This window comes from Pedobacter metabolipauper (assembly GCF_004362715.1).
GTDB classification, from domain to species: Bacteria; Bacteroidota; Bacteroidia; order Sphingobacteriales; family Sphingobacteriaceae; genus Pedobacter; species Pedobacter metabolipauper.
The window spans coordinates 187,953-204,891 of sequence record NZ_SNYC01000003.1 but is presented as its reverse complement, the minus strand read 5'-3'; the positions used below and the strand labels follow the sequence as shown (position 1 = coordinate 204,891).

The 16,939-nt window shown below is 39.4% G+C and carries 15 protein-coding genes; 6 read left to right on the top strand and 9 right to left on the bottom strand.

Translation table 11 applies throughout. The features are described from left to right. The first annotated feature begins 69 nt into the window (after nt 1–69). Nucleotides 70–1,260, top strand: coding sequence for a lycopene cyclase family protein (locus tag ATK78_RS00940; RefSeq protein WP_166664788.1), 1,191 nt, complete (start codon nt 70–72; stop codon nt 1,258–1,260). 16 nt (nt 1,261–1,276) lie between these two features. On the opposite strand, the gene ATK78_RS00935 is transcribed toward ATK78_RS00940, so the two are convergent. Further along, nucleotides 1,277–1,954 (bottom strand): hypothetical protein, encoded by a 678-nt coding sequence (locus tag ATK78_RS00935; RefSeq protein ID WP_133574191.1) that lies wholly within the window; start codon nt 1,952–1,954, stop codon nt 1,277–1,279. 432 nt (nt 1,955–2,386) lie between these two features. On the opposite strand from ATK78_RS00935, the gene ATK78_RS00930 reads away from it, so the two are divergent. From ATK78_RS00930 to ATK78_RS00915, 4 genes are all read left to right on the top strand, one after another. Then, nucleotides 2,387–4,753, top strand: a complete 2,367-nt coding sequence (locus ATK78_RS00930) for an ABC transporter permease (RefSeq protein WP_133574190.1) — start codon at nt 2,387–2,389, stop codon at nt 4,751–4,753. Between the two features lie 57 nt (nt 4,754–4,810). Continuing rightward, nucleotides 4,811–6,415 (top strand): Na+/H+ antiporter, encoded by a 1,605-nt coding sequence (locus ATK78_RS00925; RefSeq protein WP_133574189.1) that lies wholly within the window; start codon nt 4,811–4,813, stop codon nt 6,413–6,415. Between the two features lie 91 nt (nt 6,416–6,506). Further along, the gene (locus ATK78_RS00920; RefSeq protein ID WP_133574188.1) at nt 6,507–6,872 is read left to right on the top strand and encodes a response regulator transcription factor; all 366 of its coding nucleotides are present in this window, start codon (nt 6,507–6,509) and stop codon (nt 6,870–6,872) included. A 62-nt stretch (nt 6,873–6,934) separates the two neighbouring features. Further along, nucleotides 6,935–7,198, top strand: a complete 264-nt coding sequence (locus ATK78_RS00915; RefSeq protein ID WP_133574187.1) for a hypothetical protein — start codon at nt 6,935–6,937, stop codon at nt 7,196–7,198. Between the two features lie 81 nt (nt 7,199–7,279). Here the strand turns inward: ATK78_RS00915 and ATK78_RS00910 are convergent, their stop codons facing one another. The 4 genes from ATK78_RS00910 to ATK78_RS00895 form a co-directional block, all read right to left on the bottom strand. Beyond that, nucleotides 7,280–7,699 carry a response regulator gene (locus tag ATK78_RS00910; RefSeq protein WP_133574186.1) on the bottom strand — a complete coding sequence of 140 codons (420 nt, stop codon included), beginning with the start codon at nt 7,697–7,699 and terminating at the stop codon, nt 7,280–7,282. A 4-nt stretch (nt 7,700–7,703) separates the two neighbouring features. Beyond that, nucleotides 7,704–9,917 (bottom strand): ATP-binding protein, encoded by a 2,214-nt coding sequence (locus ATK78_RS00905; RefSeq protein WP_133574185.1) that lies wholly within the window; start codon nt 9,915–9,917, stop codon nt 7,704–7,706. A 91-nt stretch (nt 9,918–10,008) separates the two neighbouring features. Continuing rightward, the gene (locus ATK78_RS00900; RefSeq protein WP_133574184.1) at nt 10,009–11,436 is read right to left on the bottom strand and encodes an SDR family oxidoreductase; all 1,428 of its coding nucleotides are present in this window, start codon (nt 11,434–11,436) and stop codon (nt 10,009–10,011) included. Between the two features lie 52 nt (nt 11,437–11,488). Next, nucleotides 11,489–12,094, bottom strand: coding sequence for an NAD(P)H-dependent oxidoreductase (locus tag ATK78_RS00895; RefSeq protein ID WP_133574183.1), 606 nt, complete (start codon nt 12,092–12,094; stop codon nt 11,489–11,491). Between the two features lie 135 nt (nt 12,095–12,229). Here ATK78_RS00895 and ATK78_RS00890 point away from each other — a divergent pair, with 135 nt between their 5' ends. Next, nucleotides 12,230–13,126, top strand: coding sequence for a LysR family transcriptional regulator (locus ATK78_RS00890; protein WP_133574182.1), 897 nt, complete (start codon nt 12,230–12,232; stop codon nt 13,124–13,126). A gap of 49 nt (nt 13,127–13,175) precedes the next feature. Here the strand turns inward: ATK78_RS00890 and ATK78_RS00885 are convergent, their stop codons facing one another. From ATK78_RS00885 to ATK78_RS00870, 4 genes are all read right to left on the bottom strand, one after another. Then, the gene (locus ATK78_RS00885) at nt 13,176–13,352 is read right to left on the bottom strand and encodes a histone H1 (RefSeq protein ID WP_133574181.1); all 177 of its coding nucleotides are present in this window, start codon (nt 13,350–13,352) and stop codon (nt 13,176–13,178) included. 151 nt (nt 13,353–13,503) lie between these two features. After that, nucleotides 13,504–14,889 carry an ATP-binding cassette domain-containing protein gene (locus ATK78_RS00880; protein ID WP_133574180.1) on the bottom strand — a complete coding sequence of 462 codons (1,386 nt, stop codon included), beginning with the start codon at nt 14,887–14,889 and terminating at the stop codon, nt 13,504–13,506. A gap of 72 nt (nt 14,890–14,961) precedes the next feature. Beyond that, on the bottom strand, nt 14,962–16,131 hold the full coding sequence (locus ATK78_RS00875; RefSeq protein ID WP_133574179.1) for an aldose epimerase family protein: 1,170 nt from the start codon (nt 16,129–16,131) through the stop codon (nt 14,962–14,964). A 109-nt stretch (nt 16,132–16,240) separates the two neighbouring features. Next, entirely contained in the window at nt 16,241–16,921 is a 681-nt protein-coding gene (locus tag ATK78_RS00870; protein ID WP_133574178.1) for a helix-turn-helix transcriptional regulator, read from the bottom strand. Nucleotides 16,922–16,939 lie beyond the last annotated feature (18 nt).

Genomic DNA, 16,939 nt, shown 5'->3' with positions numbered 1-16,939 from the left:
GCCTCATGCGACTATTTTTAGATTAAAGAATATCTGTTCCTAGCATTTCCAAGCTTTTTAATTATGTTTATGCCTGTGGCAGATCAAATTAAAAACGAACACGTTCAGGACTACGACATCATTGTTTGCGGAGGCGGGCTTGCTGGATTAAGCCTGGTATTCAGGGCTTTTAAATCAGGCACCTGGAAGAACGAACGTGTGCTGATCATTGATCAGGAGACTAAGGAAAGCAACGACAGAACCTGGTCATTCTGGGAAAAAGAACCTTCTGTATTTGAAAACCTAATTGATCATAAGTGGCAGCAGCTTGTTTTTTACGCCAATAGCGGTGAGCGGCTGGAATTGAATCATCTGCCATATACTTATAATACCATCCGTAGTAAAGATTTTTATCAGTATATCCGGAAAGAACTTGCTGATCTGGGCAGAATAGAATGGCGAATTGAAGCTGTAGAATCCGTAGTTTCTGAAACGTATGGCTGCAAAGTGAAAACTTCAACAGGTTCTTATTGGTGCAGATATGCTTTTAGTTCTATCTTTCAGAAACCTGAATCAAAAAAAGGCGGACACTATTTCATGCAGCACTTTAAGGGGATCAGGATTAAAACTGCAGACAGGGATTTTGAGGTCAGTGAAGCTTATCTGATGGACTTCAGAACCAGTCAGGAACATGGTACTACTTTTTTCTATACCCTGCCTATGGCTCAAAATGAGGTTTTTATTGAGTATACCTTGTTTTCAAAACAGCTCCTTGATGCCGAAGAATATGATGTTAAAATAGCTAAATACCTGCAGGAAGTATTGGGTGTCAAAAACTATGAGATACTGGAGACTGAGTTTGGCGTAATTCCTATGACGGATCATATTTTTGACCGGAGCACTGGAAATGTAATGTACATCGGAACCATTGGAGGTGATACCAGGGGTTCTACAGGATATACATTTTCAAACGTACAAAAAACAATCACCCGGATATTGGAAGCATGGAATACAACCGGTCAGCCTTTTTTCAAACACGAGCATATAGGAAAAAAGGAAAAGCTGTACGATGCGACTCTTCTTGATGTACTGGATTCCGGTAAATACAAAGGCCACCAGCTATTCACTGATCTTTTTAAAAGAACCAATGCCAAAATGGTTTTCTCTTTTCTGGATGCTGAAAGCACTTTGACGGGCGACTTAAAGATCATGAGCAGTTTAAAGACCATGCCTTTTTTAACCTCTTTTATTAAAGTATTAAAAAGGAAGATAATGGGTTAAAAGGGTTATTTCTGTCTTATGTTTTAGGGCTACCCGTTGGAGTAGTTTTTGAATTCCCTTTACCCCGGGGAGGCTTTGGCATATTTAAGACTTTAAAATCTTCAAGGATCTTTTTTAATCCGGTCATCAATTCCATTAGCAGGATCACATTATTATCTTCATGATTCAGAAACTTCATCGATTCCTCACCCGGAAGGTCTAACTGTTGTCTGAGCACCTTTGGCACTTTATAGCTTTGAGCAGTTATTGCACTGGCATACAGATGCAGGCTTTTAATATGATCGGTTAAGGCCCTGATATAAAATAACCGCAGTTTTTTATAACTCTTGGAATTTTTATACACTAAAAAATAAGGTTTGAAACGCTCAGATTGCAATAGAATATGTTCATCATTAAGATCTTCTATTTCATCAATCCCAAATCTTCTGACCATTTCATTTTTGCAGTCGATCAGCATGATTTCTGCCAGAAAGCAATTCTGAACAAAAGGATCTTCAATTTCCTTAAAAAAGTCAAGATCATTTATTCCTTGATCCCATGCATCATTAAATTCACCAGCATAAGCTTTCATGCTTTTTTTAAAGGTGAAATAGTATAAATATTCATACAATTCAGAATGCATGTGAGTGATTAAATTACCCAATCCCCGCATACAAAGATGGAGATCAAAAGGGTCATTGTTGGAAATTTTCATAGATTTTAGCGTTAATTAAGAGTTTAATCACATTTATTTTTCCGAATAGACAAGTGTTTGCATTTCCAGAATAATCAATATATCATTTAAGAATAAATTCTTCATACGTTAATTTGATTTAAATAATTCATTTGATATGAAGCAAGATATTAAATAAAAAACCAATTACATTAAACAACAACATTTAAATTACTTATAAATTAAGACACCTAAACACACACCTTAACTAAAGGCTTATCATTTTTTTAGATAAAAGATTATCAGTAGACCAACCTGACCGTTAACGAACGCCTGCTGTACATAATCGAACAGTATAGTGTTCTTATTCGGTATCAAAATTGGTGAAACGGCTTGCAATACAGCTTTTAACACAATACATGGCCTTGGCATAAGTTTAGTTACCTGCTACCCGCAACTTAAACTTGAAAAAATATGCATCTACTCAGTTTTAAAATCGCAGTAAGAAACCTATTAAGGAACAAAGGATTTACTTTCATCAATTTAGGTGGTTTTGCAATAGGTTTAAGTGCCTGTCTAATACTTTTCCTTTATGTTTCCGGTGAATATAAATTTGACAGGTATTATAAAAATTCTGAGCACATTTACGAGGTTAAAGTGAACTTCAATGACCATTCAAATCATATTATTGGTACAGGCGCACAAACTCCTGACGTCTTAGCAGAAACCATGAGACAAGAGCTTTCAGGGATTAAGAATATTGCAAAAATCACCTGGCCACAGAAAAGCCTGATCGGAAATAACAACAACAGCATTAAGGTAGATAACAGATTCGCAGATCCTGATATACTCAAAATATTCACGTTTGAATTTCTCAGTGGAAATCCGGAAAAGGCATTCTCAGAACCAAATTCCATTATTCTATCTGAAACCGCAGCAAAAAGACTATTTGGCAGTACCGATGTGTTAAACCAGGTGATCAGGTTTGAAAATTCGGCAGATTTGAACGTCACCGGCATCATCCGGGACTTGCCTGATAATGTAAGCTATCGCTTTGAATCACTGGTATCGCTAAATGAAAACCTGGGACTATGGCCAAAAGGGCCGCAATGGGGAAATTATTCTTTTTATACCTTGCTAACACTCAATGATCATGTTAATGTGGCAGAATTCAACCCGGGCTTCAGGAACTTTTTAAAAAAACATGACCAAAACTCAAGGAATGAACCATTTATCTATCCGCTCTTGGCAAACCACCTCAATGGTGAATTTATAAATGGTCAGCCAAGCGGCGGACGTTTTGAACAGGTAAAAATCTTCATCGGACTGGGTATTGGAATACTACTTATTGCCTGCATCAATTTCATGAACCTCGCCACTGCACGTTCTACCAAAAGGGCAAAAGAGGTAGGTATCCGAAAAACGATCGGAGCTACAAAAATCTCTTTAATTAGTCAATACCTGCTTGAATCAACAATATTGGTATTTTGCAGTTTAATCATTGCCATTATCCTGGTGGAAATTACGCTACCAACTTTAAATAGCCTAATCAGTATGCAGCTGAAACTTGGTTCATTAAGCGCTCTAAATTGGGCATGGATTATCCTGACAGCAGGAATCACGGGCATTCTTTCGGGTAGCTACCCTGCATTTTACCTTTCAGCTTTCGAACCTGTACAAACATTAAAAAATAACATCAAATCGGGTTCCTCATTTTCAATAAACTTTAGAAAAGCATTGGTGATCGTACAATTTGGATTTGCTGTTTTCCTGATCACAGGAACAATAATCATTTACAAACAACTACAGCACATTAAAAACAGGCCTACCGGATACGATAACCATGCATTGATACAAATGCCGCAGGAAGGTGCCTTGCTTCAAAAATACGACCTGTTTAAAACAAAACTGCTTGTTACCGGAGCCGTTACCTCTATATGTCAAACCTCCGGAAGCATTGCATTGCAAAATTCATCAACACAAGGAGTAGAATGGCCGGGTATGTCTGAATTAGATAAAACAATTGGCTTTAATCAAATTTTTACGGGAACTGATTTCGTAAAGACAACAGGTGTAAAATTGATCAGCGGCAGGGATTTCCAGGAAAACAGTGTATCTGATAACACTTCAATATTACTCAACCACACTGCCATAAAACAAATGAACCTCAAAGATCCGATCGGAAAATTGATTTTATTTCAAGGAATTAAAAGAACGGTAGTTGGCGTATTTGAAGATATCATCTGGGGTAACCCATCCAGGCAAGAAATGCCAATGGTCATTGCCTATGGGAAATTTAATACCGAAGTAATTACCATGCGGCTAAATAGCTCTGGAAATATTGCAGATCAAATGGAAACGATCCGGAAGATCAGTAAGGAAATTAATCCGGCATATCCGGTCGACATTAAGTTTGTCGATGAATTGTATCAATCTAAATTAGATCAGGAGCGTGTTCTTTCTATTTTATCGAACTTATTCAGTGGACTATCTATTTTTATTTCCTGTCTCGGTTTACTTGGGTTATCGGCATACAGCGCTGAACTGCGCACTAAAGAAATTGGGATTAGAAAAGTACTCGGCGCATCTACAAAAAGCCTCATCCAGCTACTATCGTTTGAATTTATTAAAATGGTCTTGCTTGCCATTCTGATCGCTTTACCTGTTACTTACATATTGATGAATATCTGGTTGTCTAAATTTGATTTTCACATTGCAATCAACTGGTTTATACTTATTTTATCTTCATTATTTACATTGGTCATTGCATTTCTAACGGTAAGTCAGCAAGCTTATAAAGCAGCAACTGCTAATCCTGCAGAAGCAATTAAATCAGAATAATAATGCCTTAACTGTACAGATTGGCACTATCTTCAGGCATTTTGCTATTTTTACGGGATGATACATGCCAACCTGCTTTTAATCCTTGCCTTATTCTTTGCCATGGCCATGCTTTACCTGCTTAGCCAGCGCTGGAAGATCTCCTATCCTATTTTTCTGGTTATAGGCGGCTTAGGCATTAGTTTTATACCTGGAATTCCTGCAGTAAGCATTGATCCGGATATGGTATTTCTCATTTTCCTGCCTCCTCTTTTATTTGAAGCGGCCTGGTATACTTCCTGGAATGATTTCTGGAAGTGGAAAAGATCTATCTTTCTATTGGGTTTTGGGCTTGTACTGATCACCTCACTGGCCATCGCTTATTTTTCGGTCAGTATCATTCCGGGCTTTACACTCGCATTTGGCTTTTTACTTGGAGGTGTCATCTCTCCACCCGATGCCGTTGCAGCCACATCAGTGTTGAAAGGTGTAAAGATGCCAAGAAGAGGATTAACCATGCTTGAAGGCGAAAGCCTGGTTAATGACGCAGCCTCGTTAACGGTATTCCGTTTCGCCATTGCAGCGATATTAACCGGACAGTTTGTATTTCAAAAAGCGGCTACAGACTTTCTGATCCTTGCAGTTATGGGTGTTGTAGTGGGTTTGGTTATTGCGCACATCTTATATTTCGTTCTTAAACACTGGGCTAAATCATCAAGTATCACTACACCAATCACTTTAATTGCACCGTACCTGATGTACATCGTTGCAGAAGAGTTTCATTGGTCTGGCGTATTGGCAGTAGTTAGTGGTGGTCTGTTTTTGTCCTTTCGGTCCAATGATTTCTTAAACTACCATACACGTCTTCAAACCAAAGAAGTTTGGGCTACCCTGGGATTTCTGCTAAACGGTTTTGTATTTATCCTGATTGGATTGGAACTGCCCGTCATCATTAACGGACTGGAAGAATATTCAATGGAAGATGCAATTAAGTACGCATTGATCATCAGTGCGATTGTAATTGTTGCACGGATCGTATTGGTGTATGCAGCAGGTTTCATTCCAAGGTTTTTAAGTGCAGGCATCAGGAGAAGAGAGAAAAGCCCGGGATTAAAGCTTCCCTTTATTATTGGATGGGCGGGCATGCGGGGCGTGGTCTCTTTAGCTTCTGCACTTGCCATTCCGCTTACCTTAAATAATGGTGATCCTTTTCCACATCGGAATATGATCTTATTTATTACGTTCATCGTCATATTGGTCACCCTGGTTTTCCAGGGATTAACCCTTCCGCTCGTATTAAAATGGCTAAAAGTAGAGGAGATTGACGAACATGTACCTGAAGGAGATCAGATGGAGTCGATACGCCTGCAGCTGGCCAAAGAATCTGTTCTGCACCTGAATAAAAAATACAGCAGTGAAATGAGCCAGTTTGAAACCATTGCACGGATCAAAGAGCAACTGGAGCGCAGTATCAACGCCACAGAGCGAACAAGGATCGAACAGACTCAGAAAGAACAGGTTACGTCGGTAAGAAAATTATACCGCGATATTATGCTGGAACTGATTGACCTTAGACGGGCAGGACTTAGAAAGATCAAGACCACCAAAGAATTTGATCATGAAGTACTCCGCGATATGGAAGATAACCTGGATCTTGAAGAGGCCAGGTTAAATAAGCAATAGCATCTAACAAACACCTGTTCAAAACTTTCTGTCTTTCGAAGTGTTCTATTTAAAAATACCTAAATTATTGGTTATCATTAAATTGAAAGTCATGAAAAAGTGCATATATATCGTAGAAGACAATGAGGATATTGGGTATATCCTTCAATATTATCTAAGTGAAGAAGGTTTTGATGTCCACTTATTTGAAACCGTTTCTGCATTTAATAAAGCAGTTAATAAGACCTTACCAGACCTGTTCTTACTGGATGTGAGACTTCCTGATGGTGATGGACTTGAAGTTTGCGCAGCTATTAAAAACAGGGAGAAATCCGGAAAGATCCCTGTTTTGATGATGTCGGCACATTTTCCAGAAGATCTGATGCGTAAAAAATCCTGTGCAGATGGTTTTCTTCCAAAACCATTTGATCTCAGTATCATGCTGGAAAAAGTAAATCAATTCCTGCCTGCTGCTTAAAAGACGTTAAATTTAGAATCCTCTGAACCGTTTATTCGTTATTTCATTAAATAAATACTGTTATGGAAACCCTTGAACAAAAAGTGATCACTGATCCAGCACTTACTGCAGAAACTGACGATTTAGATCTTAAAATAAACCAGCAAGTCCCTCCTCCGTCAGACCCCGAAGATGATGACGATGTTTTGGAGGATGATGATCTGTATGGAGAGAATATTGATGAAGATTTTGAAGGAGATGCAGAGCCTGAAGAAACCGACTTTGATTACGATGACGATTCAGATCTGAATCATGACGAAGATGATGATCTGAGCCTGAATATTTAAATGATTACAAAAAACCCTGAATTTTTCAATTCAGGGTTGTATAATTTAAGTTATTATGATCTGGATTTAAATGATTATGATCTAATTGATCGTCTTATTCTGATTGAACCAGAATTCATGTAAGGACCGTATGCAGGTAATTAAATTATTATATCCTGATGGTTTCGTAATGTATGCATTTGCACCAAATTCATACGATGCTTTAACATCCATAGGATCATCGGATGTGGAGAATAAAATAACCGGTGTATGTCTAAGATAAGGGATCTCCTTAATTCTTTTTAGTACATCCAAACCAGAAAGACCAGGCAGGTTAAGATCTAACAGAATTATTTTAGGCCTCAGCTTATCTTCTGCGAAACGTTCAAGAGCCTGGATGGCATCTCTCCCATCTTCCACCACACTGAGCGTCAGGTCGTCCCTAACTTCCTTTACAGCATGTTCCAGGATAAACGCAAAGTCCTGATCATCCTCAACATAAAATATATCCGGCGAAACCATAATCCTATTTTTTAAATGCGATATAAAATACTGTACCCACTTTTAACTCACTCTCAAACCAAATTCTCCCATTGTGACGTTCTATAATACGCTTAACAATAGCCAAGCCTACTCCCGTGCCTTCGTAATCCCTAACATTATCCATGCGTTTGAAAAGCTCAAACACCTTATCGTGATAATTTACATCAATACCAATGCCATTATCTTTAATACTGTAAATTACTTCATCACCCACTAGCTTTCCTTCTATATAAACCTCAGGATCCGGAGACTTTTCAGAATACTTTATGGCATTGCTGATCAGGTTGGTGAATACCTGTGTGATTAAAGTTTGATCTCCTGTCAGATCAGGGCAGTCCCCTACAACCACTTTCACATGTGGTGCATTTAAAGCCGAAATCACCTCTAATGTAATTTCCTGAACCAGTTTCTGAGCATTTATTGTCGCAAATTGAATATCAGATCTTCCCACCCTGGCCAGTTTCAAAATTTCATTGATCAGAAACGCCATCTTATCTGCACCGCTAACTACGCGATCGAGTAATTTTTTCCCCTTCTCATCCAACTCCTTATTTTGTGCCAGAAAAAGTTCTGTATAGCTTTTTATAGAAGTCAGCGGGGTCCTTAGATCGTGTGAGATCGTGTAGCTAAAAGTGTCCAGTTCATCGTACGCCAGCTTTAAACGTTCATTTAAGATCCTGATCTCATTGGCTTTCTTATGGATAGCAGCCAATACCCGTTCCCGAAGTTTTAAGACACCGGAAATCTCCGACCCACGCCATCTTGAGGATGTATTTTTAACGATCTGCGCCCAGCTTTCAAATGAATGTCTTGGTGAAAGTATGATATTACCATCAACATCAGGCTCTGCGGGTTTTTCCGGATTACCAGCCCAGTTTATCGTTTCAATTTGCTCCGGTTTAAACCAGATAATGAGTTCTCCCAATTCTTTAGAAAGCATACACGCCAGGATACCACTTGCAAGATCTGCATAATCCCTTGCGGGTTTATAAACTTCAGGCAGCTGATGGGTGTGGTAAACAGATTCCTGCATGGTTTGTTTTAGCCATCTGCAAAGTTCATTGAGGTCATCTATGGCAGGAGTCTGCCCCATGGTATATAACTGTTTCTCATAAAAAAAAGCAACGCCAGAGCTGTGCGTCACATCCAGTAAAGAAACTTTATGACGGGTCAATGCCGAGATCAGATCCGGATCTTTTTCCAAATAACCAGAAAGATCCTGAACCGCTTCATTTAACAGATTGCTTTTTTCCGTATCTTCTTCTCCCTGCCGGTATTCTAATGCGGACGACAGAATCTGTCCAATTAGCTTAGCCCCTTCCCTTGCCTTATAATCAATAAATTTAGGGCTATAATTATGACAGGCAATTAATCCCCATAATTCTCCATTAGCCATTAGTGAAATACTAAAACTAGATGCAACACCCATATTTTTCAAATACTGGATGTGTATGGGTGATACGGCACGGAGACCGGAATTTGTCAAATCCAGCGGTTTATCCAGAATATAGGTAGCAATGGCAGAACTTGTCGTTTCTACATCTGCAATGATGCGTGTATAATTCAATTTATACAGTTCCCTGGCTTGTTTTGGAATATCAGATGCCGGATAGTGTAAGCCAAAAAATGGCTCCAGGTCTTCGTTCTTCACTTCAGCCACCACTTCACCATGACCATCATCCAGAAAACGATAGATCATGACCCTGTCATATTCGATGATGTTTTTAACTTCCTGCGCAGCATTACTGAGAAGCCCGATAAGCGATTTGTTCGTTAGGATCTGAGATATGGACCTACCTATGATATTTTGAATGTCATACTCCAGGGTGATCTGCTCAAATTCCAATACAAAATCGTCTGCCGACTGGTGAATGATCAGGTAATACGGTTCATCTTTGATCCTGAATTTATACGGATTAATAATATCAAAGCTATTTTGACTCTTTCCCAGTTTAAGGAGCTGGCCCAAATCTATATCTTCGCCATCTTTTGAAAAGAATGCACCAAGTGCGGATGCATCCATATCTAATATTTTCACAGCAGACAGATCCAGAAACTCCGTTACATTTTCACTTACATAAGTAACCTGAAAGGTTAAAGAACTTATGGCTATAAGAAATCCGTGTGACTGAACTTTACCAGGTATATGGATCGGCTCTTTATCACAGTTCGTTAGGTCAACTTGGTAATTATTCATAAACTATTATATGCTGACAATCGTCAGTTTTACAAAACTATTAGAATTTTAAAAATTTAAAACATCCATCAAGGTATTTTTTGAGATATTTTTAACGGATCAGTCCCGCTAGTCTGCGGATCATTCCCTTAAAAATAAATCCATGAAAAGGCAGTACGCTATACCAATATAATCTGCCCATAATGCCAAGTGGACGGAAAGTAGCCGTTTGCTCCAGTACAAGATCTTTGCCAATTTTAAATTCCAGCCAGGCTTCTCCCGGAAGTTTCATTTCCGCATATAACAACAACCTGCGTTCCTCCCTGTTTGCATACAGTACACGCCAGAAATCCAGCGATTCTCCAGCAGAGATCACCGACCGGTTACGCCTTCCCCTTCTTAGTCCCACACCCCCAAATAGCTTATCAATAAATCCGCGGATGCCCCAAAGCCAGTCTGCATAATACCATCCGGAACTACCGCCAATGGAAAAGATCCTGTCCAATACGGGTTCAACATCTTTTATCTTTATCTTTTTAACATCCCGCATACAGCCATGCAATGGTACTTCAATATGCCTGGAAAGTCCGGTGCTAAATGTTCTCCCGCTAAGGGCATCTGTCCAGCTGGATAAGATTTGGTTCTGTTCTATTTTATCAAAAGCGATCTCTAAAGCCTCTCTATAGCTCAATAAATTTATGGATAAACGTTCTGAAAGATCATTTGGTTTTGCCACTACATCGATCTTCATGCTTTCTACCAGGTTCTTAGCCAAAGAATAAGAAGTTGAGGTCACAAAATAAAGCCAGTAGGAAGAAAGTCTTGGCGTCATTACAGGAACTACCCAAATCTTTCGCTTCAATTTTCTTGATGCTGCAAATTCCATCAGCATTTCTTTATAGGTCAGGATGTCCGGCCCATAGATATCAAAAGAATGGTTAAAGGTATCTGCCCTGAGTAATACGCCAGATAAAAACTCAAGAACATTCCTTATGGCTACCGGCTGGCACTTGGTATGTACCCATTTTGGTGCAATCATAACGGGTAACTTTTCTACAAGGTCACGGATGATCTCAAAGGATGCACTTCCGGAGCCAACAATAATACCTGCATGCAGTACCGTTAAGGGGGTACTCCCTTTTTTAAAAATATCTTCTACGTTTTTGCGTGATGAAAGGTGTTTGGAAAGTTTTTGTTCACTGGTAATCCCGCTCAGGTAAATCAGCTGCCGGGCAGTCGTTTTGTTCATTCTCCTGCTAAAGTTCTCTGCGCTTTGCGCCTCCAGTTTACTAAAGTCGCCGCCTCCGGACATCGAATGAACCAGGTAATATGCGGCATCGATATCATCTGGAATGTCTTTTAAAGTTTCTTCCTTTAACAGGTCTACCTCAATGACAGTGATGTTTAAGCTTTTATAGGCAAGAACATCAAACCTGCTTTTATCCCGCACACAACAGGTTACATGATGCCCTTTTTCAAGCAGTTGTGGCAATAACCGCTTACCGATGTAACCGGTGGTACCCGTTAATAAAATTTTCATAGGCTGTGCGTAGATGTCGAAACAAGAACAGCACAGCCTTTTAATTGTTTACTTATTCTGCAACGCTATCGATAAAGGTTTCTGTTAAGTGCGTCTCATACCGATCCAGATCTCTTAAAATATCCGCATTTTTCTCTACGTCATGAAAGTGCATGCCGGCAATCTTTTCCATTCCGGTAAATGCATTCATCCGGTGAAAACCGAACATTGGCCCTTCATCCACACTGTGCTGGTTAAAGAATTCACCAGGCAGCGTAAAGGCTTCTTTTGGTGCATTCCAAGAAGTAGTAAGCATATATTTTTTTCCATGGAGCAAGCCGCCAGTACCATAGTTTACGGCCGGATTGGCAGATGAGCGGCCGTCGCTTTTATAGATTCCATTTTGATGTCCTTCTGTAAATACCTCATCGATGTATTTCTTAAATCCATGTGGAAGCTGAAACCACCATACAGGTGTATGATAGATCACTACATCTGCCCATTTATAATTCTCCACTTCTTGTTTTGTATCATAAACCTCATTGATATCAGTAGATCTGATTTCAAAGTCGGGATTATTTTTAAAAAAATCTACGGTGGCCGCAGTGATTGATTTATTGAAAAGTCCGCCAGAGTGACCAAAAACCTGTCCCCCGTTAATAACAAATATATTTTTCATGGTTTATTTTTTTTATTTTGTGATCAGGCGATTATCCGCCCGATGTTCTTTTGTGATTACCGGTACAAAATTACAACCACTTAAAGGATTAATAAAATTATATAATTCATACATTTGTATCATAATTATAATAGTATGATCAATCTGGAATGGTTTAGAACTTTTAAAGCGATCTATGAAACGGGCACCCTTACCGGTGCAGCAGAATCTTTGTTCATTTCACAGCCTGGTGTTAGTCTGCATTTAAGTTCACTGGAATCTTATGTGGGATACAAGCTGTTCGACCGTACATCCCGAAGAATGATCTCTACTGAAAGGGGAAAAGTATTGTACAATTACATCCTGGAACCGCTTTCCAAACTGGAAGATGCCGAGCGGCACTTCCACAGGAGCTCTGAGAAAGATGTGCCTACCATCAGTATTGGGATGTGCTTTGAGACTTTTCAATTTACACTGGAACCGTATTTGCCAACCTTGCCATTCAATGTGATCATTAAGTTTGGTGACTATCCGCAAATGCTAAGTGATCTGGATGGTGGAATCCTGGACCTGATCATTACCCCTCAAAAAGGAGATTATAAAGGATTGTCTTACAAACCATTTTTCAAAGAAAAGATCGTACTGGCCTGTGGATCGGCTACGGTAACCGATGGATTTGAAGAGATGGTTAGTGCTAATGATGAAGAAGGGATCCATAATTGGTTAAAGCAGCAAACCTGGTATGGCACTACTGGTGATATGGAACATTTGCGCAGGTTTTGGCACAACAACTTCGGCAAAAGGCCAGATTTCAAACCCAATTATATCGTGCCTAATTTAAGTTCCATTATCCGTTGCCTGAGCGGCAATAAAGGCGTAGCGGTGATCCCGGATTTTCTGTCTGCCAAAGAACTTGATGCCGGGAACATCCGGATCTTGTGGGAAGGTACACATGTGATCGAGAACACCTTATATTTTGGAACGCGCAAGAAATCAATTTATGCAGAGCAGATTAAGACCATTGAACAGATCTTTGAAAAAGAAATGGTCTGAAAATAAAAAAGCCCGCGTATAGCGGGCTTCTCCATGTATAACTCAAATACTATTTAGTATTTTTTTTCTCTGTAACTTCAGTACGGATGTCCTGAGCTAGTCCTTTTAAGTCTTGCATTGCTTTACGAACTCTGGTACCAGCAGCGCCATTACCTGAATTATAAAATTTTTCTACGTCTGCTTCAACTCCTGAGATAAGTTCTTTTAGTTTTGAAAATTTTTCCATGTCTTTCTTGTGTTTAGATTTATTATTTGATTTAACAACGCACTAAGGTAATAATTATTGGATTTGTGCCAAATGAATATTAAAGAATATTCACCTGTTTTTATCCACATACGCACTGTTTATAACATATTTCTAAAGATGTTGAATGATTTTAACCATTATTTACAACATTCCCCATATCCAATGTTAGCGTCCGCGTAACGCGATCAGGAATTTCATGCGCATAATGGCTCACATAAATCAGTGTCGCATTGGAATACGTACATATACTGTCTACCAATCGCTTAAAATGTTCTGCCTGTTGCGGATCCAGTCCCTGACATGGTTCATCAAAGATCAATAGCGGTGGGTTTTTAACCAATGCCCTCGCCAGTAAACATAAACGCTGGATACTTACCGGAACATTTTTAAATAATTTGGCTGCATAGCCTTCAATTTCCAATACAGCCATCCATCTTTTGCATACCGAAGCTAATTTTGGGTTTGATGGCCTGAATAATCCCAGCGTATCGTAAAAACCTGATTCTATTACTTCCAGACAGGAAGTACTGGAATCAAAATATTGGAAAAACTCAGGAGATACAAATCCGATCTTCTTTTTTATATCCCAAATGCTTTCTCCTGTACCTCTTCTCTTATCAAAAAGAACAATCTTATTCGCATAAGCCTGCGGATTATCTCCATTGATCAAACTCAGTAAAGTAGATTTTCCGGCACCATTGTGCCCCAGTAAGGCCCAGTGTTCTCCTTGTTTGATCTGCCAGTCCACTGCATTCAGTATGGTTTTATCTCCATATTGGATATGAATATTTTCCATCCCAACAATGGTTTCATATACGTCCATGCTTTTTACGGAAAGCAGGGATTGCAATTCTGCTTCATCAATGCTATTATTTTGCACTGGCTGGTATTCATCTGCTGCAAACTCATGTATGGGCATGCTTCGTACTACGATGCCCTGATCGAGTATGGCTACATGAGAAATTGCAGCAGGTAAGACCGTTGAGGAGCTTGCCAGAACAATGGTTATCCCAGAGTCTGAGATCTCCTTTAGCAGCACATCAAAATCTGCACGGGTTTGTACGTCTAAACCGGTTAACGGGTTATCCAGCAGTAATAGATCCGGATTCTTAAGCAATGCTGAAGCGATTAACAAGCGCTTGGTTTCACCATTTGAAAGTTTGATCAGCTCCTTATCCTTTAAGTGCTGCAGGTTTAACCGCGTGATTACCTTTGGAAGGTTCCAGTCCCCATTTTTTTTTTTGCTTTCTACTGCAGACAGATAGACTTCAACCGTCTCTGAATCTTCTGCATCCATCGAATTAAAGCGCTGCTGGTAATATAGATCTTTGGTATTGGAAAGATTGCGGAAATTATGCCGGGCAGAAACTACCGCTACATCAACCGGGAGGTTGTTTAATGTTTTAATATGCGCTACAATCGCTTTGAGCAGTGTCGTTTTACCAGAACCCGCAGGTCCGGTTAAAGCCCAGATCTCACCTTTACTTACGACTAATCCATTTTGTTCAAATAGCATCTATTGTATTTATTTAAAGGCTGTATGGATCTCCACACAGCCTTTAAGTATTTAATCGGTTTTAATATATTCTTATTTACTGAACGTGTAGATTGAAGATGTTTTATACTGCTGACCAGGGTTCAGAACTGTTGAAGGGAAAGCCGGCTGGTTTGGAGAATCCGGAAAATGCTGCGTTTCTAAAGCAAATGCGGTCCTGAAATCATCTTTAGCACCACCTTTAAACGTATTTTTTCCCTGCATAAAATTACCGCTGTAAAACTGAAGACCAGGTTCCTGGGTATAAATATCCATTTTAATCCCGGTAAGATCTCCGCTAATGGTTGCTGCATGGGTCATTCCCATTCCCTTTGTTCCGTTTAGTACATAGTTATGATCGTAACCGGTTCCATTTTTCAATTGCTCGTTTTTTTCTTCAACACGTTTACCAATGGTAGTCGCCGTTGTAAAATCAAATGGAGTGCCTTTAACTGCCGCATTTTTACCCAACGGGATCAATGTGCTGTCTACAGGTGTATACTGATCTGCATAGATCTGAAGGCTGTGGTTTAAGATTGAACCAGAACCTTCTCCATTTAAATTAAAGAACGCATGATTGGTTAAGTTCACCACGGTTTTCTTATCCGTTGTGGCTTCATAATCCATCTTTAATTCGTTATTGTCCGTTAAACTATAAGTTACTTTTACATTCAGGTTACCGGGATAGCCTTCTTCCATATCTTTTGACAGATAGGTAAGTACTAAGGTATGTGCATCGGGTTGAGCAGCATCCCATACTACGTACTGAAATCCTTTTTTTCCACCATGAAGTGTATTTTGTCCATTATTGGTAAAAAGTGTATAGGCTTTACCATCGAGGCTAAACTTACCTTTGGCAATCCGGTTACCATAACGGCCAATTGTAGCACCGAAATATGGTTCTGTAGCTTTTTCAAATGCATCTACGCTTTCAAATCCGGTAACCACATCGACAAGTTTACCAGCACTGTCCGGCACCAATAAGCTTACAATCCTGCCGCCATAATTGGTAAACGCAGCCTGCATGTTGTTTTTATTTTTTAAGATGTAGAGATTGGTTTTCTTGCCATCAATTTCTTTCTGGAATTTTGTGCTGTCTAACAGCGTAACTGTTTGGGCTGAATCACCTGGAGTGGTTGTGGCTTCTTTTTTTTCTGTAGGGTTACATGCAGCAACTGCAACGGACAGCGCGATTGCAAAAATTGTTTTTACTGATCTTTTCATTTATAATTTGGTTAAATAACTAATCTTGCACCGATGACAGCAGGATCTAACCTGCTTCTATGAATACAGGAGTGAATCTAATAAAAAAACATTAATCAGCAGTTATTTATTAGATTAAATCAAATGCACGCGCATACTGACACAATTCATAGTAAGAATTTGAATTGAGCTTTTGGCGGATATTTTTACGGTGGGCCTCTACGGTATGTTGTGAAATAAATAGCTCTGAAGCGGTATCTATTGAGCTTTTACCCAATGCAAGCAACCGGAGCACCTCCCGTTCCCGATCGCTCAGCTTATCGAAATTCTGAAAATTCTTCCGGAGGAAATTGTTTTCTTCCAATAACCTGGATGCTTTTACGGTCATGTGGTGCATAGAATCTATGGGAAACGACATCACAATTAAAAGTAAAGGTTTATGCTCATCGTCCCGCATCAGGATGCGTACACTGCTCATGTGCCAGTTCCAGTCTTTTGTAGCCTTAAAGCGTACCTGCTGGAGGAAGGTTAATATCTCGTCGTCATTGTTTCGCTGAATAAAGCCGAATATTTTAGGTACGTAATCTTTTGCGTCCTCTTCATTGAAAAAGCGTGAATAATACTCTTCTGCATTTAAGGCCCTAAGTTCTTTTAAAGAGACTCCTATATCCTTTAATCCGCGCGGAGACATCCAGCAAATACAGCCGGTTCTCATGTCATGAAGTGTAACTACTGCTGGTAGTGAATCTGCAAATAAAGCAATCTCCGCAATTTTTGTATCTATCTTATCCTGAATAGAAGTGGTGGCCATAAAAGAGATTTGGTGGTT

Bases quoted from the DNA above. Each gene is read 5' to 3' on its own strand.
- ATK78_RS00940 (WP_166664788.1), top strand. From the start codon at position 70: ATGCCTGTGGCAGATCAAATTAAAAACGAACACGTTCAGGACTACGAC.
- ATK78_RS00935 (WP_133574191.1), bottom strand. From the start codon at position 1,954: ATGAAAATTTCCAACAATGACCCTTTTGATCTCCATCTTTGTATGCGG.
- ATK78_RS00930 (WP_133574190.1), top strand. From the start codon at position 2,387: ATGCATCTACTCAGTTTTAAAATCGCAGTAAGAAACCTATTAAGGAAC.
- ATK78_RS00925 (WP_133574189.1), top strand. From the start codon at position 4,811: ATGATACATGCCAACCTGCTTTTAATCCTTGCCTTATTCTTTGCCATG.
- ATK78_RS00920 (WP_133574188.1), top strand. From the start codon at position 6,507: ATGAAAAAGTGCATATATATCGTAGAAGACAATGAGGATATTGGGTAT.
- ATK78_RS00915 (WP_133574187.1), top strand. From the start codon at position 6,935: ATGGAAACCCTTGAACAAAAAGTGATCACTGATCCAGCACTTACTGCA.
- ATK78_RS00910 (WP_133574186.1), bottom strand. From the start codon at position 7,699: ATGGTTTCGCCGGATATATTTTATGTTGAGGATGATCAGGACTTTGCG.
- ATK78_RS00905 (WP_133574185.1), bottom strand. From the start codon at position 9,917: ATGAATAATTACCAAGTTGACCTAACGAACTGTGATAAAGAGCCGATC.
- ATK78_RS00900 (WP_133574184.1), bottom strand. From the start codon at position 11,436: ATGAAAATTTTATTAACGGGTACCACCGGTTACATCGGTAAGCGGTTA.
- ATK78_RS00895 (WP_133574183.1), bottom strand. From the start codon at position 12,094: ATGAAAAATATATTTGTTATTAACGGGGGACAGGTTTTTGGTCACTCT.
- ATK78_RS00890 (WP_133574182.1), top strand. From the start codon at position 12,230: ATGATCAATCTGGAATGGTTTAGAACTTTTAAAGCGATCTATGAAACG.
- ATK78_RS00885 (WP_133574181.1), bottom strand. From the start codon at position 13,352: ATGGAAAAATTTTCAAAACTAAAAGAACTTATCTCAGGAGTTGAAGCA.
- ATK78_RS00880 (WP_133574180.1), bottom strand. From the start codon at position 14,889: ATGCTATTTGAACAAAATGGATTAGTCGTAAGTAAAGGTGAGATCTGG.
- ATK78_RS00875 (WP_133574179.1), bottom strand. From the start codon at position 16,131: ATGAAAAGATCAGTAAAAACAATTTTTGCAATCGCGCTGTCCGTTGCA.
- ATK78_RS00870 (WP_133574178.1), bottom strand. From the start codon at position 16,921: ATGGCCACCACTTCTATTCAGGATAAGATAGATACAAAAATTGCGGAG.